This is a genomic window from Cupriavidus sp. GW823-FHT06D04 (assembly GCF_058795055.1).
Map to the genome: position 1 here is coordinate 654,013 of NZ_JBXAHL010000001.1, position 19,637 is coordinate 673,649.

20 protein-coding genes are annotated in these 19,637 nt (G+C 66.7%); 15 read left to right on the forward strand and 5 right to left on the reverse strand.

Annotated elements, in window-relative coordinates; all coding sequences use genetic code 11:
- Nucleotides 1-27: 27 nt before the first annotated feature.
- The 9 genes from AC1Q7H_RS03080 to AC1Q7H_RS03120 all read left to right on the forward strand — a co-directional run bounded on the left by AC1Q7H_RS03080 (nt 28) and on the right by AC1Q7H_RS03120 (nt 8,116).
- On the forward strand, nt 28-576 hold the full coding sequence (locus tag AC1Q7H_RS03080; RefSeq protein ID WP_013957994.1) for a TlpA family protein disulfide reductase: 549 nt from the start codon (nt 28-30) through the stop codon (nt 574-576).
- A 196-nt stretch (nt 577-772) separates the two neighbouring features.
- Nucleotides 773-1,270: a type II 3-dehydroquinate dehydratase gene (gene aroQ / locus AC1Q7H_RS03085; protein ID WP_211980293.1), complete on the forward strand. Its 498-nt coding sequence runs from the start codon at nt 773-775 to the stop codon at nt 1,268-1,270.
- A gap of 165 nt (nt 1,271-1,435) precedes the next feature.
- Entirely contained in the window at nt 1,436-1,897 is a 462-nt protein-coding gene (gene accB / locus AC1Q7H_RS03090) for an acetyl-CoA carboxylase biotin carboxyl carrier protein (protein ID WP_114130930.1), read from the forward strand.
- 246 nt (nt 1,898-2,143) lie between these two features.
- On the forward strand, nt 2,144-3,496 hold the full coding sequence (gene accC / locus AC1Q7H_RS03095) for an acetyl-CoA carboxylase biotin carboxylase subunit (RefSeq protein WP_018312111.1): 1,353 nt from the start codon (nt 2,144-2,146) through the stop codon (nt 3,494-3,496).
- A gap of 43 nt (nt 3,497-3,539) precedes the next feature.
- Nucleotides 3,540-4,442 carry a 50S ribosomal protein L11 methyltransferase gene (gene prmA / locus AC1Q7H_RS03100; protein ID WP_013957998.1) on the forward strand — a complete coding sequence of 301 codons (903 nt, stop codon included), beginning with the start codon at nt 3,540-3,542 and terminating at the stop codon, nt 4,440-4,442.
- Between the two features lie 9 nt (nt 4,443-4,451).
- A complete protein-coding gene (locus AC1Q7H_RS03105; protein WP_492378445.1) occupies nt 4,452-5,918 on the forward strand; it encodes a DUF3426 domain-containing protein in 1,467 nt (488 codons plus the stop codon).
- 99 nt (nt 5,919-6,017) lie between these two features.
- Nucleotides 6,018-6,518, forward strand: a complete 501-nt coding sequence (gene tpx, locus AC1Q7H_RS03110; RefSeq protein WP_013958000.1) for a thiol peroxidase — start codon at nt 6,018-6,020, stop codon at nt 6,516-6,518.
- 145 nt (nt 6,519-6,663) lie between these two features.
- Nucleotides 6,664-7,611, forward strand: a complete 948-nt coding sequence (locus AC1Q7H_RS03115; RefSeq protein ID WP_211980295.1) for a carbohydrate kinase family protein — start codon at nt 6,664-6,666, stop codon at nt 7,609-7,611.
- Nucleotides 7,612-7,648: 37 nt separating this feature from the next.
- On the forward strand, nt 7,649-8,116 hold the full coding sequence (locus AC1Q7H_RS03120) for an outer membrane lipoprotein (protein WP_013958002.1): 468 nt from the start codon (nt 7,649-7,651) through the stop codon (nt 8,114-8,116).
- 285 nt (nt 8,117-8,401) lie between these two features.
- Here AC1Q7H_RS03120 and AC1Q7H_RS03125 read toward each other — a convergent pair whose 3' ends face one another.
- Together AC1Q7H_RS03125 and AC1Q7H_RS03130 are read right to left on the reverse strand one after the other, a co-directional pair.
- Entirely contained in the window at nt 8,402-8,971 is a 570-nt protein-coding gene (locus AC1Q7H_RS03125) for a histone H1-like DNA-binding protein (RefSeq protein WP_153954198.1), read from the reverse strand.
- Between the two features lie 1,275 nt (nt 8,972-10,246).
- Nucleotides 10,247-10,510: a hypothetical protein gene (locus tag AC1Q7H_RS03130; RefSeq protein WP_492380949.1), complete on the reverse strand. Its 264-nt coding sequence runs from the start codon at nt 10,508-10,510 to the stop codon at nt 10,247-10,249.
- Here AC1Q7H_RS03130 and AC1Q7H_RS03135 point away from each other — a divergent pair.
- Nucleotides 10,499-10,963, forward strand: coding sequence for a DUF2147 domain-containing protein (locus tag AC1Q7H_RS03135; RefSeq protein WP_013958005.1), 465 nt, complete (start codon nt 10,499-10,501; stop codon nt 10,961-10,963). The two genes, AC1Q7H_RS03130 and AC1Q7H_RS03135, sit on opposite strands and share 12 nt — an antisense overlap.
- A gap of 134 nt (nt 10,964-11,097) precedes the next feature.
- On the opposite strand, the gene AC1Q7H_RS03140 is transcribed toward AC1Q7H_RS03135, so the two are convergent.
- A complete protein-coding gene (locus tag AC1Q7H_RS03140; protein WP_492378443.1) occupies nt 11,098-13,203 on the reverse strand; it encodes a TonB-dependent receptor in 2,106 nt (701 codons plus the stop codon).
- A gap of 178 nt (nt 13,204-13,381) precedes the next feature.
- Nucleotides 13,382-14,260 carry a LysR family transcriptional regulator gene (locus AC1Q7H_RS03145; RefSeq protein WP_013958007.1) on the reverse strand — a complete coding sequence of 293 codons (879 nt, stop codon included), beginning with the start codon at nt 14,258-14,260 and terminating at the stop codon, nt 13,382-13,384.
- A gap of 130 nt (nt 14,261-14,390) precedes the next feature.
- Here AC1Q7H_RS03145 and AC1Q7H_RS03150 point away from each other — a divergent pair, with 130 nt between their 5' ends.
- From AC1Q7H_RS03150 to AC1Q7H_RS03160, 3 genes are all read left to right on the forward strand, one after another.
- A complete protein-coding gene (locus AC1Q7H_RS03150) occupies nt 14,391-14,783 on the forward strand; it encodes a tautomerase family protein (RefSeq protein WP_013958008.1) in 393 nt (130 codons plus the stop codon).
- A gap of 203 nt (nt 14,784-14,986) precedes the next feature.
- Nucleotides 14,987-16,378, forward strand: coding sequence for a GntP family permease (locus AC1Q7H_RS03155; RefSeq protein ID WP_211980298.1), 1,392 nt, complete (start codon nt 14,987-14,989; stop codon nt 16,376-16,378).
- A gap of 95 nt (nt 16,379-16,473) precedes the next feature.
- Entirely contained in the window at nt 16,474-17,307 is an 834-nt protein-coding gene (locus AC1Q7H_RS03160; protein WP_211980299.1) for an aldo/keto reductase, read from the forward strand.
- Nucleotides 17,308-17,329: 22 nt separating this feature from the next.
- On the opposite strand, the gene AC1Q7H_RS03165 is transcribed toward AC1Q7H_RS03160, so the two are convergent.
- Nucleotides 17,330-17,752, reverse strand: coding sequence for a hypothetical protein (locus AC1Q7H_RS03165; RefSeq protein WP_211980300.1), 423 nt, complete (start codon nt 17,750-17,752; stop codon nt 17,330-17,332).
- 205 nt (nt 17,753-17,957) lie between these two features.
- On the opposite strand from AC1Q7H_RS03165, the gene AC1Q7H_RS03170 reads away from it, so the two are divergent.
- Nucleotides 17,958-18,536, forward strand: a complete 579-nt coding sequence (locus AC1Q7H_RS03170) for a BPSL1445 family SYLF domain-containing lipoprotein (RefSeq protein WP_211980301.1) — start codon at nt 17,958-17,960, stop codon at nt 18,534-18,536.
- Between the two features lie 108 nt (nt 18,537-18,644).
- Entirely contained in the window at nt 18,645-19,544 is a 900-nt protein-coding gene (locus AC1Q7H_RS03175) for a recombination-associated protein RdgC (protein ID WP_211980302.1), read from the forward strand.
- Nucleotides 19,545-19,637: the final 93 nt, after the last annotated feature.

A 19,637-nucleotide genomic window follows, 5' to 3' on the forward strand; every position in this document is an offset into this window, starting at 1 on the left:
CCTACTACACAGGTCCGAGCCATCCCCATGACTGAAACCGTTTCCTCGCCCGCCCGCCGCTCCCGCCTCTGGCTGTGGATCGCCGTGGCCGTGGTCGCCTGCGCCACCGGCGCACTGGCCGGCCATTTCGTGTTCTCGCCCAAGCCCGCCAGCGACCAGGCGGTGGAAACCTTCTTCCAGACACGCCTGCCCGACGCCGCCGGCGCTGACCTGGACCTGGGCAAGCTGCGCGGCAAGACCGTGGTGATCAACTTCTGGGCGCCCTGGTGCGGGCCGTGTGTCGAGGAAATGCCGGAGCTGACCGCGCTGCATGAGGAATACAAGAGCCGCCAGGTCGAGTTTGTCGGCATCGGCATCGATTCCGCCGCCAATATCCAGCAGTTCACCACGAAGGTCCCGGTGGCCTACCCGCTCGCCGTGGCCGGTTTTGCCGGCACCGAGCTGTCGCGCAACTTCGGCAACAGCGCCGGCGGCCTGCCCTATACGGTGGTGATCAACCCGGACGGATCGGTGAAGTATCGCAAGATGGGACGGGTGACGGCTGAGGAACTGCGGGCCGTGCTGCCACGGGCCTGAGCATATTCTTCCGCCAAGTTCGCTGAATTTCGGTTTTCTTCAGCGATTTGTTTCGCCGGGGCACCAAAACGGCCGAAAAGTGCTTCAAGGGCCGCCGAAGCGTCGCAAAGGTCGCCAAGCCTTGTATCGCGCGCTAGACAAATCCCTCTAAGCTACGGTAATCTCCGCGCAATTTCGTTGATCTGGTCGAGCCGCCGTGACTGCAACCCGCTCCCTCCGTCGCTCAGCCCGCTACCGCAAGGTGCTGGTCCTGCATGGGCCAAACCTGAACCTGCTGGGCACGCGCGAGCCAGAAACCTACGGGCACACGACGCTTGCCGATATCGACGCGGCCCTCGCCGAACGCGCGGCAAAAGCCGGCGTTTCGCTGGATACGTTCCAGTCCAACCATGAGGGGGCACTGGTCGACCGCATCCACGCCGCACGCGCGGAAGGGGTCGAGTTCATCATCATCAACCCGGCTGCCTACACGCACACCAGCGTGGCACTGCGCGATGCCCTGGCCGGCGTGGCGATCCCGTTCGTCGAGGTGCACCTGTCCAACGTGCACCGGCGCGAAAGCTTTCGCCACCACTCCTATTTCTCTGACGTGGCGGTCGGAGTGATCTGCGGGCTCGGCTGGCAGGGTTACCTGCTGGCGCTGGACTATGTGCTGGACCAGGAGCAGCCGCCACCCGAGAGTTCGGGGAGCTGAACTCCCAAGATTTTTTCGACAACCTGCGCGCGCCGCCCGGCGGCCTGCGCCCGTTGGCGTGCCTCGGCACGCCGGGCGCGGATTTCCGGTGGCCGGCAACACGATTCTTCCGCCGCGGCCCGTCCCGGGCAGCGGCCGGATAACCCGATTCAGGAGGATAAAAAGATGGACCTGCGCAAGCTGAAGACGCTTATCGACCTGGTGGCCGAATCCGGCATCTCCGAGCTGGAAGTCACCGAAGGCGACGGCAAGGTACGCATCGTCAAGCAACCGCCGCAAATCGTCGCCGCGCCGATGGCCATGCCGCAGATGCAGGCGCTGCCGCCCGCCGCGGCCGCCGCACCGGCTGGTGCCGCGGCACCGGCTGCAGAGCCCGTCGCCCAGCTGCCCGCCGGCCATGTGGTGACCTCGCCGATGGTAGGCACGTTCTACCGTGCGCCGTCGCCGGGCGCCGCGCCGTTCGTCAACGTCGGCGACTCGGTCAAGGAAGGCCAGACCGTCTGCATCATCGAAGCCATGAAGCTGCTCAACGAAATCGAGTGCGACAAGGCCGGCGTCATCAAGGAAATCCTGGTCGAGAACGGCCAGGCCGTCGAATACGGCCAGCCGCTGTTCGTCATCGGCTGATCCTGACCGGCATGCCATGCCGCACGCTGCCATCGGCCACGCAAGTGGCCCCCGCAGCAGTGCCCGCGCGGCATGCCATGGCGTTGTTTGGCGCCAGGGACGTTGTGGGCTTCGCGGCCCGTTCCGTGCAGTTCCATGCAGTTCCGCGCAGTATGGCGGCCGCGGCGGCGACAGCCCCCGGGCCGCGCGCCCGGCGTGCCGTTGCGGCACGCAGCGGGACCGCTACTGTTCTCGCAGAGAGAGACCATGTTTGAAAAAATTCTGATCGCGAACCGCGGCGAAATCGCTCTTCGCATCCAGCGCGCCTGCCGCGAACTGGGCATCAAGACGGTCGTGGTGTACTCCGAGGCCGACAAGGAGGCCAAGTACGTACGCCTGGCAGACGAAGCCGTCTGCATCGGCCCGGCCCCGTCGCCGCTGTCGTACCTGAACATGCCGGCCATCATCTCGGCCGCCGAAGTGACCGACGCGCAAGCCATCCACCCCGGCTACGGCTTCCTGTCCGAGAACGCCGATTTTGCCGAGCGTGTGGAGAAATCCGGCTTCGTCTTTATCGGCCCGACCGCCGACAGCATCCGCCTGATGGGCGACAAGGTGTCGGCCAAGCAATCCATGATCAAGGCCGGCGTGCCGTGCGTGCCCGGCTCGGACGGCGCCCTGCCCGACGACCCCAAGGAAATCCTGGCCACTGCGCGCCGCGTGGGCTACCCGGTGATCATCAAGGCCGCAGGCGGCGGCGGTGGCCGCGGCATGCGCGTGGTGCACACGGAAGCCGCGCTGATCAACGCCGTCAACATGACGCGCGAAGAAGCCGGGCGCGCCTTCGGCAATCCCGAGGTCTACATGGAGAAGTTCCTTGAGAACCCGCGCCATGTGGAAATCCAGATCCTCGCTGACCAGCACCGCCAGGCGATCTGGCTGGGCGAGCGCGACTGCTCGATGCAGCGCCGCCACCAGAAGGTGATCGAGGAAGCGCCCGCACCGCACATTCCGCGCCGCCTGATCGAGCGCATCGGCGACCGCTGCGCCGAGGCCTGCAAGAAGATGGGCTATCGCGGCGCCGGCACGTTCGAGTTCCTGTATGAGAACAACGAGTTCTATTTCATCGAGATGAACACGCGCGTGCAGGTCGAGCACCCGGTCACCGAGATGATCACCGGCATCGACATTGTGCAGGAGCAGATCCGCATCGCCTTCGGCGAGAAGCTGCGCTTGCGCCAGAAGGATGTGCAGTTCCGTGGCCACGCGATCGAATGCCGCGTGAACGCCGAGGATCCGTTCAAGTTCACGCCGTCGCCGGGCCGCATCACCGCCTGGCACATGCCCGGCGGCCCGGGTGTGCGGGTCGACTCGCACGCGTATGATGGTTACTTCGTCCCGCCCAACTACGATTCGATGATCGGCAAGATCATTACTTACGGTGCCACGCGCGAGCAGGCCATTGCCCGCATGCGCATCGCGCTGTCGGAAATGGTGGTGGACGGGATCCAGACCAACGTGCCGCTGCACCGCGAGCTGATGATGGATGCCAACTTCGTTGAAGGCGGCACCAGCATCCACTACCTCGAGCATCGCCTGGCGGAGCGCGCGAAGGCCTGACGCAACGTTACCCGCAATAGACAAGCAGCAAGCAAGGAAGCCCGTGGCATTTCAGGAATGTGTGATCGAAGTGGCGCAGGACCAGGCCGAAGCCTGGTCTGATGCCCTGTTCGACCTCGGCGCGCTGTCGGTCTCGGTGGAAGATGCCGATGCCGACACGCCCGACGAGCAGCCGCTCTTTGGCGAGCCCGGGCTGGAACCGAAGCAACTCGCGTGGAACCGCTCGCGCGTGGTGGCGCTGTTCGGCGACGATGCCGATCCGGCCGTGGTGGTAGCGGCAGCCGCCAACCAGCTTGGCATCGATCCGGTGCCGGCCTACCAGCTGCGCGCGGTCGAGGACCAGGACTGGGTGCGGCTGACGCAATCCCAGTTCGAGCCGATCCGCATCGGCGAGCGCATCTGGGTGGTGCCGTCGTGGCACGAAGCACCCGAGCCCGATGCCGTGGTGCTGGAACTCGACCCGGGCCTGGCCTTCGGCACCGGCAGCCATCCCACCACGCGGCTGTGCATGCAGTGGCTGGAGCAGAACCTGAAGCCGGGCGAGACCGTGCTCGACTACGGCTGCGGCTCCGGCATCCTGGCCATCGTGGCGCGCAAGCTGGGCGCGGGCGACACCGTCGGCATCGACATCGATCCCAACGCAGTGGAAGCGTCGCGCTACAACGCCGAGCGCAACCGGGTGGAAGCCTCGTTCGCGCTTCCCGAATCGGTATCCGAGGCCAGCTACGACCTGGTGGTCGCCAATATCCTGTCCAATCCGCTCAAGCTGATGGCCGCCATGCTGAGCGCGCGCGTGCGCGCCGGCGGACGGCTGGTGCTGTCCGGCGTGCTGGAGCGCCAGGCGGATGAAGTCGCCGCGGCCTACGCGCCCTGGCTGCCGCTGACGGTGTGGCGCAGCGAGGAAGGCTGGGTGTGCCTGCATGGCACCCGCGGCACCCGCCCCTGATTCACACCGATGGCCGCCGTCAAGCTAGTCACGCGCTGCCCGGCCTGCCGCACCGCCTTCCGGCTGGTCGCGGACCAGTTGCGCCTGCGCCAGGGCCTGGTGCGCTGCGGCCAGTGCGAAACGGTGTTCGACGCGCGCGAGCACCTGATCGAGATTCCGCTGCCGACCGACGCTGCGTCCTCGGCATCATCGGCGCCATCTGCGGCAACTTCACCGGCCGCGCCTGCCGCCCCCTCGGCGCCGCCCGCATCGGCTGACGCCGCGCCTGCGCCGCAGCCTGCCTTCACCCCGACCATCGACCCCGGCTATGACGTGCCGGCGCTGGACGCGCCGACGATGCTGATGTCGTCGCCGGAGGACATGGCCATGCCGGCACCCGCCGGCATGGAAGACACCGAGATCGATCAGGCGCTGCGCGAAGCCAACGAAGCCGTCGCCCATCGCGATGCACGCGACGCAGAACGCCAGGCTGCCGGCCCGGATGCGGCAGGGCCCGCCCCCGTCACGGCACCGGAGCAAGCCGAGGATACGCCGCCACAGCCGGCCCCTGCGTCGGCCTGGCCGGTACTCGATCACGGCGCGCTCGATACCCCGGCCGCACCGGCGGCATCCCCGACTTCTGCGGCGGCACCGGCAGCGCCGCAACCCGCCGACGCCGAGCCCGCGCCAGTGGCACCCGCTGCCAACATCCCCAGCGCAAGCGAGTTCCTGCGCGCGGCGTCAGCCGATGCCGGGTCCGAGCCGACCGCGTGGCCGGATGAGGCATCGGCCCGCCCCGCCGCCCCACCCGCCTCACCCACCGTTGGTGACAACGACAACGCCCCCGGCCCCGACACCGGCCAGCCCTTCAGCGTCACCGGCGGCGCCGTCGCTCGCGAGCAGACCACGCGCCGCTGGGCGCGCACCGAAGCACCAACCGGCCCGGTCTTCGCCCCCGACTTCCTGCGCCATGCGCGTGAGCGCGAGCGCGAACGCCAGCCCCGCAAGCCAGTGGCCGTGCCGCGCTCCGCCTGGCGCGTGGCCGCCGTGGTGCTTGCCATCGCCGCGGCCGTGCAAGTGGTCTACCTGGCACGCAGCCAGCTGGCCGGCCAGTTCCCGATGCTGCGCCCGGCACTCGAGGCCGCTTGCGCGCCGCTGGGCTGCGACGTGCCGCCGTGGCGCGACATCGATGCGCTGCGCATAGAGACCTCGCAGCTGCAGCGCCAGGATGAAGACGGCGACACCTACCTGCTGGCGGTCACGCTGCGCAACCTGGGCCGCGCCAGCACCGCCCTGCCCGCGATCGAGCTGGTGATGACCGACCTGCAGGACCAGCTGCTGCTGCGCCGGGTGCTGCAACCCGCGGAGTACCTGGAGCCGTCGCAGAAGGCCTTTGCCGCGCAGGGTCTTCGCGCGGGCACGGAGCTGCCGGTTCGGGTACGATTCCGAACGCAGCAGGCGCCAGCCAACTATCGCGTGCTGATTTTTTACCCCTGAATTCCCGGCCCGCCGCCGGACCCAATCCGAGTCCGGCGGCAGGCCGCGCCCCCCGCTCCGGACACGAACCGGAAATCCATCAGACAACAAGGAGTAGACATGAGCAACGTCACCCTCGGCGGCAACGCCATCGAAGTCGCAGGCAAGTTCCCGCAAGCCGGCGACAAGGCCCCCGCCTTCTCGCTGGTCGGCAAGGACCTGAAGGACGTCACGCTGGCCGACTTCGCCGGCAAGCGCAAGGTGCTGAACATCGTCCCGAGCCTGGATACCCCGGTGTGCCAGGCCTCCGCGCGCAAGTTCAATGAAGCCGCCAGCGGCCTCGCCAACACCGTGGTGCTGACGATCTCGGCCGACCTGCCGTTCGCCATGGGCCGCTTCTGCACCGCTGAAGGCCTGGCCAACGTAGTGCCGCTGTCGACCATGCGCGGCGCCGAGTTCAAGGGCAACTACGGCGTGGACATCAAGACCGGCCCGCTGGCCGGCGTGACCGCCCGTGCCGTGGTGGTGCTCGACGAGAACGACACCGTCAAGTACAGCCAGCTGGTGCCGGAAATCAAGACCGAGCCGGATTACGACGCCGCCCTGGCCGCTCTGAAGTAATCAGCGGCACGCCCGGGAACCCTCGGGTTCCCGGACGGCAGCGGCCGCCCGCATCCCGGGGCGGCCGCTTTTTTGTTTTCTGCCTGACCGATATCGCCCGCAAGGGCTCCGTTCCACTCAATCATCCCAAACACCTGGAGAGAGCATGGCCAGCCTGATCTGCGGCTCCGTCGCCTACGACACCATCATGACGTTCGACGGACGCTTCCGTGAACACATCCTGCCGGACCAGATCCACATGCTGAACGTCTCGTTCCTGGTGCCCGGCATGCGCCGCGAGTTCGGCGGCTGCGCCGGCAACATCGCCTACACGCTGAAGATGCTGGGCGGCGATCCCGTGGTGATGGCCACCGTCGGCACCGATGCCGAACCCTACCTGGACTACCTGCGCAAGCTGGAGATCGCCACCGGCCACATCCGCGTCCTGCCTGAGACCTTCACCGCGCAGGCGATGATCACCACCGACCTGGACAACAACCAGATCACCGCCTTCCACCCTGGCGCGATGAGCCAGTCGCAGCTGAACAACGTCAAGGATGCGCTGGGCGGCGCCAGCGCGCCGGGCCTGGGCATCGTCGCGCCCGACAGCCGCGAGGGCATGCTGCACCACGCGCGCCAGTTCGCCGAGGCCGGCGTGCCATTCATCTTTGACCTGGGTCAGGCCATGCCCCTGTTCAACGGGGAAGACCTGCGCGAGTTCGTTGAACTCGCCAGTTACGTGACAGTCAATGACTACGAGGCGCAGGTCCTGCTGTCCCGAACCGCCTGGACCAGCGCCGAGGTTGCCGCCAAGGTTCGTGCCTTCATCGTCACGCACGGCGAGCGCGGCGCCAGCATCTTTGCCGATGGTCACCAGTACGCGATCCCGGCCGTTGCTGCCGAGCGCATCGTGGACCCGACCGGGTGTGGCGACGCCTTCCGTGGCGGCCTGCTTTACGGCATTGAAAACGGATTAGACTGGGAAACGACTGGCCGCCTGGCATCGCTGATGGGTTCGGTCAAGATCGCGCAACAGGGTCCGCAGAACCACTGGTTGTCGCGCGAGGAAATCGGCAACCGGTTCCAGTCTGCATTCGGGTACCGCTACGCCTGACCTGCGGCCAGCGCGTGGCTTTTTTTCGGGAAACGACATGAACAACAAGCTACGTGGCGGTGCCGTTGCCGTCCTTGCCGTCACCGCCCTGGTTGCCGGCTGCGCTACGCAATCCAACTCCAACAGCGTCTATGGCACGGGCCAGGCGCAGCGCGAACAGACCGTGCGCTACGGCGTGGTCGAAGGCATCCGCGAGGTCACCATCCAGGGTAACCAGAGCGGCGCCGGCACGCTGGCGGGCGGTGCCATCGGCGGCATTGCCGCCGGCAGCACCATCGGCGGCGGCAACGGCGCGGTGGCGGCCGGGATCCTCGGCGCGGTGCTCGGTGGCATTGCCGGCAGCGCGGCCGAGAACAAGATCAACCAGCGCCGCGGGCTGGAAATCACCGTGCGCCTGGAGAACGGCGAGATGCGTGCGATCACGCAGGAGGCCGACGAAGCCTTCCGCCCCGGCGAGCGCGTACGGCTGCTGTCCTCGGGCGGCGTGACCCGGGTCACGCACTGAGCCCTCGCGGCCCCGCAGGGCCGCCCCGGGGCGCAGCAAAGCGCGCCGCACCCGCAAGGGTCGCGGCGCATTTTCTTTTCGGCTTTGCAATTCCGTAACAGTGGCGGACCGCTCCCGCACGCGGCGCGCGCCCATGAAAAAACCCGCCGGGCGGATGCCATCGGCGGGTCGGCAAGACCTGGTGTCTTGCGGACCGGATACGCAGTATCCGGTCATGCGGGCACGCGCTGCGTGCCGGTGCGGTTCCTTGCGGAACGCGTAAGGTCCACTCCGTGGCGGAGCAGCTTACGGACGGTTGCCCGTCGGGAACGGCCAGGCAGCAGCCGGGTTCAGCGCGGTCTTGGCAGCCGAAGCGGGAGCAACGGCAGGGGCCGCGGCAGGCTTGGCGGCAGCCTTCTTGGCAGCCGGCTTCTTGGCAGCAGCCTTCTTGGCAGCCGGCTTCTTGGCGGCAGCCTTCTTGGCAGCAACCTTCTTCACTGCAGCCTTCTTGGCCGGAGCCTTCTTGGCGACAGCCTTCTTGGCGACAGCCTTCTTGGCCACGACCTTCTTGGCGGCAACCTTCTTCACTGCAGCCTTCTTGGCCGGAGCCTTCTTGGCTGCAACCTTCTTGGTCGCGACCTTCTTGGCGGCTACCTTCTTCACCGCAGCCTTCTTGGCCGGGGCCTTCTTGGCGGCTGCCTTCTTGGCCGGTGCAGCCTTCTTGGCTGCGACCTTCTTCACAGCGGCCTTCTTGGCCGGTGCCTTCTTGGCGGCCGGTGCTGCCTTCTTGGCGGCTACCTTCTTCACAGCAGCCTTCTTGGCGGCCGGCTTGGCGGCCTTCTTAGCCGCCGGCTTTTTCTTTGCAGCAGTTGCCATGGATAACTCCTTCACTAGAGAGTGAATATCGAATGACCTAAGTTGGCGACCCGACCGACCCGAGGCGCACTACAGCAGCGCGGCCCCAGTCGAGCGAGCGATTCATCGGCGTGCGGCCCGACCACTGCTGCACGCTAATGAATTTGGTTGCAGGCGCACCGCCCGTGGCGGTGACTTGGCGGCCGGAGCGAGCCCGCAAGCGGGTCTCGGGCACGTGCCGCGCCCTGGAATATTCGATCAGCCCGCACCGCCCGTTGAGCCGGCGCACGGCCAGAAATGAGGAGATATCGGACAGCTGGCCTGCGGTGCGGGCTTGGCCTCGCGCACGGCAGGCGGCATTCATTCGGTGGTAGCGGGTCCAACCCGTTAATGGACCAAGGGAGACTGCACGCGTTTTAAGAAGCCGGTCCGGCCTGGTCTGCGTCAAAGTTCTCGTGCTCCTCAGCTACTACCTTCGTCACTGCATCGAAGCGCGCATCGCGCTCGTCGTTCCATCTTGCTTCCTGCTTCTCTGCAATGAAGTGAGACTCTTGTCAAGGCGAATCATAATTCGTTTGCACGATGATGTTAAGAAAAAAGTGCAAAAAAACTTGCCTGCATGTTTCGCTCGAACTAGTTCTCACGCGCGGTGTCACGAAGACGTTGCCGATAGCATCGCAACGCGTCGCTCGCACGCTGGTGCCGATGCTCGTTTCGCACGCTCGCACAGGCAGCGCGACACCCCATCGCACGCACCGCGCATCGCAGCTTTTACACACCGCGACAGACGCTGACGACCAGCATCGCAACGCGCGCCTGACGACTGCGCAACGACGCTGCGCGTGTCATCACGTTTTCCGAAAAGCCGCATGGACAAAGGCTTTGCGGGCGATGCACCGATACGCGTGCGGCAGCCGTCGACTGGTGCGGACACGTTCCAGAACACGCGCGCGCCGCGTTGTGCGGCAGACGCCCTGCATGCTTTACACACTCGGCAGCGCACGCACGCGCCGCCATGCGAGCGAGCCTCGCTCATGCTCGCCTCGCGCTTCGCGCGACAGCGTCGCACACACCGTCCGAGAGTGATGCGTGCACGCAACGGTTTGCATCGACGCAACAGCGCGAAGACATCGCGAGGGCATCAAAGCGTTGCGATCGAGCCAAGCCGCGACGCTCGCGAAGCATCGCGGCAACACTTCGGCAGACGCTTCGATCAAGTCATCGGCATGCGTGTTCGATCCGCGCGCTTGCCGTGCGATCCGGATCGCGCGCGCCGTGCCTCGCGTGTTCGCGCTCTCACCCTCGCCGCTCGCCGCACCACTCGCCTCGCCCTGCCGGCAGCGCGTCGTACGTCCGCTTAGAGGATTGCTTCAGCGCCCGCCCGCCGGTGTCTTTTGCTGCATCACAATAACCCGCAAACGGCAGCTGCATGCGGCTTTTCGGGTAGCGGGCGATGGCGGCGGAAAGGCGCGCGCCGCGCCGCGCCGGATTGCGGCGCGGCCCCGGCGCCAGTAGATTGGCGTGGCTACGAACCTCAAAGGAGACATCATGCGCATCCATTCCCCCCTTGCTTCGACCCTGCGCGCCGCCGTGCTTGCCGCCACCCTGCTCGGCAGCGCCGCGGCGATGGCGCAGGCCACGCCCAGCGGCACGTGGAAGACCATCGACGACAACACCGGCAAGCCGCGCGGGCTGGTGGAGATCACCGAGAAGAGCGGCGTCTTCAGCGGACGCCTGGTCAAGACCTTCGTCGAGAGCGACGGCAAGCCGCGCGTGTGCGACAAGTGCACCGACGCACGCAAGGACCAGCCCGTCATCGGCATGACCATCCTCTCCGGCCTGCGCAAGACCGGCGACAACGAGTGGAGCGGCGGCGAGATCCTGGATCCGGAGAACGGCAAGGTCTACAAGAGCAAGATGTCGCTGGCCGAGGACGGCAACAAGCTCAACGTGCGCGGCTTCATCGGCATCAGCCTGATCGGCCGCACCCAGACCTGGGAACGCGACCACTGACCCTGCCGGCGCGGCACAGGACTCAGGGTTTCTCCGGGGCATGCCGCTGCGTGCCCAGCCGAAGGAGAAATGGCAGTCGAAAAAAAACCGGGCGGTTCATCACCGCCCGGTTTTTTTGTCCACGATGCTGCGCTTTACATCCGGTAGCGCAGGGTGGCCATCACGCTGCGCGGGGCACCCGGCATGTTCAGGTTGGCATTCGAACCATGCGCCGAGACGATGTAGTTCTTGTTGAACAGGTTGTACAGGTTCAACTGCGCCTCGAACGGACCATGGCGGTACCAGGCCATCATGTCCGCCGTGACATAGCCCGGGAGCGTGACGGTATTGGCCTGATCGGCCATGCGGGCGCCGACCAGGTTCAGGCCGCCGCCGATGCCAAAGCCGTTGCCCAGCGTCTTGGTCAGCCAGACGTTGCCGGAGTGGCGAGGCGTCAGCGTGGCACGCTTGCCCTGGAACAAGGGGGTCGACTTGGTCACCACTGCATCCAGGTAGGCATAGCCGGCCAGCACGCGCCAGCCGCTGCCGAGCTCCGCGGCGCCGCTCAGCTCGATGCCGTCCGTGCGCTGCTCGCCAACCGGAATCAGCGCCGTGCCGGTGGCATTGGCTATCTTCATATTGTTCCGTTCCAGCCGGAACACGGAAATCGTCGTGCTCGCCTTGCCGTCGAGCCAGTCGTACTTGGCGCCGACTTCGGCATTGTTGGTCGTCTCTGGTGCCAGTTCGGCGTTGTTGGCGGCCAGCGCGAAGGTCTCACCCGAGGGCTGGAACGACCGGCTCCACGACACGTAATACGACTGCACCTTCGACGGCTGCCAGACCAGGCCCGCACGCGGGCTCCAGGCATTGTCGGTGCGCGACAGGTTCTTCTGGCCAGCCAGGCGCTGGTTGGTGTCCTGCTGGAAGTTGTCGTAACGCACGCCGAACAGCGCCTTCCACTGCTCGGTAAAGGTGATCATGTCCTGCGTGTAGAACGCCAGGGTCTTGGCGGTAGCCAGGTTGCTCGTGGCAGGCGTGCCACCGACCAGGCGCGGCAGCGTCGGCAGTACCGGGTTGAACAGATCGAAGGTGCCTGGCACGGCCTTGGAGAAATTGACGAGATCCTTGTTCTGCTGGCCGATCTCCATCCCGTACAGGATTTCGTGCCTGGTACCGAAGATCGTCGCCTTCTGCGTCAGGTCCGTCTGGTTGAACCAGCCGTGCTCCTCGCGGTAGACGTTGGAGTGCGACATCGTCAGCCGCTGTGTCACCTCGTTGACCGCGCTGGTCAGCGTGTTATTGCGATCCAGCGAGTAGTGGTAGTACCGCGTGGCGTTACGGATCGACCAGTCGTCGTTGAAGCGATGGTTGATCGTGGCAGTGCCCGAGTACACACGCGACTGGCTATAGTCGGCGTCGCGCGCATTGGCCGCGCCGTAGTAGCGCGAGGCCGGCACGTCTACCGGGCGCCCCTTGTAGGCCGGGACGCCGAAGTCCGTCACGCGGCGGTCTTCGAGGTAGTCGGCCTGCAGCAGCACGGTGGTCTCTGGCGCGATGCGCAGTTCCAGGGACGGCGCCACGGCGGCACGGTCCAGGAACTGCTGTGAGCGGTAGCTGTTGGCCTTCTCCACCGCACCGGTCACGCGGAAAGCGGCGGCGCCGTCGGCGAACACGCGGCCCACGTCGGCCTCGGCGCGGCGGTCGGCCCACATGCCGTAGCTAAGCGCGAAGTCGGTGACGTCGATGCCGGGCTTCTTGGTCACGCGGTTGATCAGGCCACCCGACGAACCGCGGCCGTACAGCACCGCTGCCGGCCCCTTGATGACTTCGACGCGGTCGACGTTGGACAGGTCGCGGAAGTACAGCGCATCGTCGCGGATGCCGTCGACGAACTGGTCGGCGATGGCGGAAAAGCCGCGGATCGACACCTGGTCGCGCTGGCCATCGCCGGTGGAGAACGACACGCCCGGCACGTTCTTCAGCGCATCCTGCATCGAAGTGGCGTGCTGGTCGCGCATGACATCACCGGTGACCACATTGACGGTCTGTGGGATGTCGCGCAGCGGCGCCTCGGTCTTGGTCGCGCTGACCGCATTGGGCGGGTTATAGCCGGTGCCAAGCTCGCGGCTGACATCGGCCCTGACCGTGACCTCAGGCAACTGCGCCGAAGCGTCTGGCGCGGCCTGGGCCCACCCCAGCATCGGTTGAAATACGAAGCTCCCCGCCACCGCGGCACAGATCGGGTGAAGTTTTATTCTCATTTCCGTGTAATCGGCTGTAATAGTTTTGAAAACGCGGGCGCATTATCGATTACAGGATTGTCAGGGTCAACGAGATTGCGAATTATTCCTATTCGTGGTCAATATATGTTGCATTGATCACAACCATGGCTGGCACGGCCATTTCTGTGGCGGGTCCCGAACTTCTGCAACGCATTTCCTACACCAGCTGCCCGGCAAGGGCATCGCGCGCCTCAGCAACAAAGGCTGACTCACCGCGCCGGCCCGGCAACAGGAAAAACTCCGCCTCCGGCAGTCGCGGCAGGCCCAACCGCGCAATGGTGGCGGCATCCAGCGGTGCCACGCCGGGGCCGATCGCCGACGCATTCAGGCACGACAACCCCAGCCCCGCCGCCAGCGCCAGGTGCAGCCCCGCGACGCCCGACGCCGAGTGCGCAACCTCGAATGGCAGCCGCTTGCGCAGCAACAGCTGCACCACGTACTGATGCAGCGAGCAGGTATCGGGCAGCAGCACCAGCGGCAGCGTGGCGGGCAGGCTGTCGGCCTCGGCCGGCGCGGCGACCCAGGCCAGCGGCTCGCGCCGCAGCACCGTGCCGCGCGTGCCCGCACCCTGCCCGCGCGTGCCGGGCAGGCGCATGCTGAGGCCGATATCGAAGGTGTCCATCTCCGCGGCGGCATCGATTGCCGCGCTCTTCATCACCGTCACGTGCAGCCGCAGGTACGGGTAGCGCTCGCGCAGGCGCCGCAGCATGCCGGCGATCTCGCCCGGGCGGAAGTAATCGGTCACGGCCAGCCGCAGTTCGCCCGCCAGCGCGTGGCCGCGCAGCTCCTGCAGGGCCAGCTCGTTCAGCGCCAGGATACGCCGCGCGTGTTCCAGCAGCCGCTCCCCCGCCGGCGTCGGCACCGCGCCATGCCGTCCGCGCGACAGCAGCGGCACGCCGGCGCGCTCCTCCAGCTTGCGCAGCTGCTCGCTGACCGAGGACTGCGACAGGAACAGTCTGGGCGCCGCCGCTGACAGGCTGCCGCTGTCCGCGACCGTGACAAAGGTGCGCAACTGGTCGGTTTCGAATCCACGCATGGCAAGGCTCCGGCAAGGGTGGCATTACTTCGGATAACCCGATGGTCCACATCGGCTATTCCCGCTTTTCCGATACTACACCACCCCCTACCATGGCATCACCCACCCACGCAAAAGCAAGGAGCCAGCCATGCCCCACATCGTCCTGCACCTGTCCGGCCAACCCGATGCCGCCCTCACCCGCCGCAGCGCCAGGGCGATCGCCGACCTGACCGAGCGCGTGCTCGGCAAGAAGCGCGACGTGATTGCCGTCACGGTCCAGTACATCCCGCACGACAGCTGGATCATCGCCGACATGCCGCTGTCGGAGCAGGGCCGCAACGCCTTCCACCTGGACATCAGCGTGACCGATGAAACCAACACCAAGGCGGAGAAAGCGCAGTTCATCGAGGCCGTGTTCGAGACCATGTCGGGGCTGCTGGGCAAGCTGCATCCGGTGTCGTACGTGCACGTGATCGACGCCCGCGCAGCGGCCTATGGCTACGGCGGGCGCACGCAGGAGTATCGCCACCAGCACGGCTGAAACAGCGCATCGCCTTCATGCCGGCCGCTGTCATCCCAGTGCCCCGCGGCGAGACCAGAGGTTTCGCCGCGGGCCAAGCTGTGGCACAGTCGCCCGCTGATCCCTTTTCCTGACGGACTGACAGAGACAAGGCGCCACAAGCGCCAGCCCCCGCGCGGCAAACGGACCGCACCTCAGGACAAGGCAACCCTGAAGGAGATCCGATGTCGTTTCTGATCGTGCTGGCAGCCCTTGCCTTTCTGATGTTCGCCGCGTACCGCGGCTACAGCGTGATCCTGTTCGCGCCCATCGCCGCGCTGGGCGCGGTGCTGCTGACCGACCCGTCCGCGGTCGCACCGGTGTTCACCGGCATCTTCATGGAGAAGATGGTCGGCTTCGTGAAGCTGTATTTCCCCGTGTTCCTATTAGGCGCGGTATTCGGCAAGGTAGTTGAGCTGTCCGGCTTCTCCGAGTCCATCGTCGCCGCAGCGATCCGCTATATCGGGCGCTCGCGCGCCAACGCGGTGATCGTCACAGTGTGCGCGCTGCTGACCTATGGCGGCGTGTCGCTATTCGTGGTGGTGTTCGCGGTCTATCCGTTCGCGGCCGAGCTGTACCGCCAGAGCAACATCCCCAAGCGGCTGATGCCGGGCGCGATCGCGCTGGGCGCGTTCTCGTTCACCATGGATTCGCTGCCGGGCACGCCGCAGATCCAGAACATCATCCCCACCAACTTCTTCAACACCACCTCCTGGGCCGCACCGGTGCTGGGCGTGGCCGGCTCGCTGTTTATCCTGGTGGTGGGCCTGAGCTACCTGGAATGGCGCCGCCGCGGCGCCGCCGCGCGTGGCGAAGGCTACGGCACCAACCTGCGCAACGAGCCCGAGCGCAGCCAGTCCGGCAAGCTGCCGCACCCGCTGCTGGCGCTGCTGCCGCTGGTGGTGGTGGGCGTGGCCAACTTCTGGCTGACGCGGATGATCCCGCTCTGGTACGGCCCTTCCAACAGCGTGGCGCTGCCGGGCCTGCCCAAGCCGGTGGAAACCAAGATCGCCAGCGTGACCGCGATCTGGGCAGTGGAAGGCGCGCTGCTGCTGGGCATCGCCGTGGTGCTGGTGACCGCCTTCGGCGCCCTGCGCGAGCGCTTTGCCGAGGGCACCAAGGGCGCCGTCGGCGGCGCGCTGCTGGCGTCGATGAACACGGCATCGGAATACGGCTTCGGAGGGGTCATCGCCGCCCTGCCCGGCTTCCTGGTGGTCAGCGACGCGCTGCGCGCGATCCCCAACCCGCTGGTCAATGCCGCGGTCTCGGTCAGCACGCTGGCCGGCATCACCGGCTCGGCCTCGGGCGGCATGAGCATTGCGCTGGCGGCGATGTCGCAGACCTTTATCGCGGGCGCGCAGGCCATGCAGATCCCGCTGGAAGTACTGCACCGCGTGGTGTCGATGGCCAGCGGCGGCATGGATACGCTGCCGCACAACGGCGCCGTGATCACGCTGCTGGCGGTGACCGGCCTGACCCACCGCGAGTCCTACCGCGATATCTTCGCCGTCACAATGATTAAGACCGCCGCGGTGTTCTTCGTCATCGCCGTGTATTTTCTGACCGGACTGGTCTGAAGCAATCCCGGCCCACGCGGCTTGTACATTCCAGGTGTTGTTAACAGTGTGGTTGGGTGCCGCCGGGCACCGGCCCGGCAAACCAGGAAGCCAACATGAAGCAAGTCACCCTGCCCGACGGCGAGCGCGTCCCGGCGCTCGGCATGGGAACGTGGAATATGGGCGAGTCGCGCGCAGCGCGCGCCGAGGAAGTCGCCACGCTGCGCCTGGGCCTGGACCTTGGCCTGCGGCTGATCGATACCGCCGAGATGTATGGCGAGGGCCAGTCCGAGGAAATGATCGGCGAGGCCATCGCTGGGCGCCGCGACGAGGCCTTCCTCGTCAGCAAGGTCTATCCCTTCAACGCCAGCCGGCGCGGCACCGTGCAGGCCTGCGAGCGCAGCCTGAAGCGGCTGCGCACCGACCGCATCGACCTCTATTTATTGCACTGGCGCGGCGGCGTGCCGCTGGAAGAGACCGTGCAGGCCATGGAGGCGTTGCAGCGCGACGGCAAGATCCGCCGCTGGGGCGTGAGCAACCTGGACCTGTCCGACCTGCAGGAGTTGTGGGACGCGCCGGGCGGCGACCGACTGGCCACCAACCAGCTGCTGTACAACCTGGGCCGGCGCGGCATCGAATGGGACCTGCTGCCGTGGCTGCGCCAGCGCGGCGTGCCGGTGATGGCCTATTCGCCGATCGAGCAGTCGCGCCTGTTGGGCAACCCCGGGCTGAAGCGCTTTGCGCGCGACCACGGCATGACGGCGGCACAGGCGGCACTGGCCTGGCTGCTGGCGCAGGAAGGCGTCATCGCCATCCCCAAGACCGGCCGGCGCGAGCGCCTGCAGGAGAACCTGGGCGCGCTGTCGCATACGCTGTCGGCCGCCCAGCTGGCCGAGCTCGACCGCATCTTCCCGCCGCCCGACGGCCCGGGCCCGCTGGAAATGCTCTGACCAGGCTGCCGGGCGCGTGCCCTCAGGGTACGCGGGCCACGTAGCGCTCGCGCTCAACGTAGCGCACCAGGTAGCTGCGCGCCTTTTCGCGCGTATCGGTGGTCACGCGCGCCGCTGCCTGGCGCGCGCTGCTCTTGCCGTGCGACGACGACATCTGCGCATCCAGGTAGGTGCGAAAGGAATCATGCATGGCGTTCAGTTCAGGCTCGCACGCGGCCAGCGCCAGGTTGGCCACGTCCTTGGGCTGGCCCTTGGCCGACAGGTTGTCGTTGGCCTTCTTCTGGGCGCAATCCATGTATTTGGCGCGCAGCGCCTGCCAGCCGCTGCTGTCGACGGCCGACTGCGATCCGGCACCCGCGGCGCCGGCGTCATTGGAAGAACCCGAAGGATGTGAAGCGCACGCGGCCAGGAAGGCCAGCGGCAGGGCGGTCAGGAGTTTTTTCATGGAAGGATGATGCTGTCACGGCGCATTGGCCACCCCCATGTGTCAGCCATGGGACGTTCCGGGCGCAAGACTGACTATTCTTGCCGCGAATGCCCCCCCGGCACCACCTTCGTCACAAATGGAAACGTCTCTGCGCGGTCCGGCATTTGCCCGGGTGCTTCCGGCGCCTATGCTTCAAAGACGACAACAACACCAAGGAGACGAGATGAAACGTCGAACCTTCCTTTCGGCCAGCGCGGGTCTGGCCCTTGGCAGCCTGGCCCTGGGTGCCTGCACCACCACCAAACCCGAAGCCACCAGCGACAAGGCCGCCCGCCGGCGCGAGCTGGATTCCGGCGTGGACGGCACGCTGTCGCGCCTGTACGACTCGGTCAAGGGCTCGCGCGAGCTCGGCAACCGAGCACGCGGCATCCTGGTGTTCCCGAAGACGCTGACGGCGGGCTTTATCGTCGGCGGCGAGTATGGCGACGGTGCCCTGCGCTCGGGCGGCGCGACGCGCGGCTACTACCGCCTGATCGCCGGCTCGGTGGGCTGGCAGATCGGTGCGCAGTCCAAGGCCGTGATCCTGATGTTCCTGACGCCGGATGCCTACGACAAGTTCGTGCGCAGCAGCGGCTGGACCGCGGGCGTCGATGCCACTGTGGCGGTGGCCACCATTGGCGCAAACGGCGTGCTGGACACCAACACCGGCCAGCAGCCCATCGTCGGCTTCGTCATGACCAATGCCGGCCTGATGGCGGGCCTGAGCTTCGAGGGCAGCAAGATCAGCAAGCTCGACCTGTAAGGGCGGACCTTCGGTGACCGCCGCGCGGCTTGCGTGCTGCGCGGCGCCCTCCTTTTTCGCGTCCGCGGGCCGCGAGAGGATAGAATTCGTCCCTTTGGCCGAATTCCCATGTGGTTCAAGAATCTGCAGGTCCATCGTTTCTCCGCCCCGTGGTCGCTGAGCGCCGACGAGGTTGAAGCCAGCCTGGCGAAGCACGCCTTCTTCCCCGGCACCAGCCTCGAAATGCAGACCCAGGGCTGGGCCTCGCCGCGTGACAACGGCCAGCTGGTCCATACCGTCGGCCGCCAGATGCTGCTGACGCTGCGCACCGAAAAGAAGCTGCTGCCCACCACCGTGGTCAACCAGGTCACGCGCGCCCGCGCCGCGGAAGTCGAAGAGCAGCAAGGCTACAAGCCGGGCCGCAAGCAAATGAAGGAACTGAAGGAGCAGGTCACCGAAGAACTGCTGCCGCGCGCCTTCAGCATCCGCCGCGACACGCGTGTGTGGATCGACCCGGACAACGGCTGGCTTGCCATCGACGCCGCCGCCACGGCCAAGGCCGATGAAGTGCGCGGCATGCTGTTCAAGGCGCTGGATCCGCTGCCGCTGATCAACCTGCACGTCAACCAGTCGCCGGTGGCGGCCATGACCGAATGGCTGGCCGGGGATGCGGCACCGGGCGGCTTCACCGTCGACCAGGAAATCGAGTTGCAATCCGGCGCGGAAAGCAAGGCCACCGTGCGCTATGTGCGCCACCCGCTGGACCCGGAAGACCTGCGCCGCCATATCGCCGCCGGCAAGCGCTGCACGCGCCTGGCGATGACGTGGAACGACCGGGTGTCGTTCGTGCTGACCGACGGGCTGGTGGTCAAGAAGGTGGCCCCGCTCGACGTGATCAAGGAACAGGCCGATGGCACGGCGCACGATGAAGACGAGCGCTTCGACGCCGATTTCACCATGATGGCCGGCGAACTCTCCGGCATGCTCAGCGACCTCACCGAGGCGCTGGGCGGCGAGCGCAAGGCGTAAGCCGAATTTCTTGCAGGAACGTGGCGCTGTCGAAAGACAACACCACACTTGGGGGTGCCCGACCCCATTCACCTCCGGGGAACACCCGGCAAA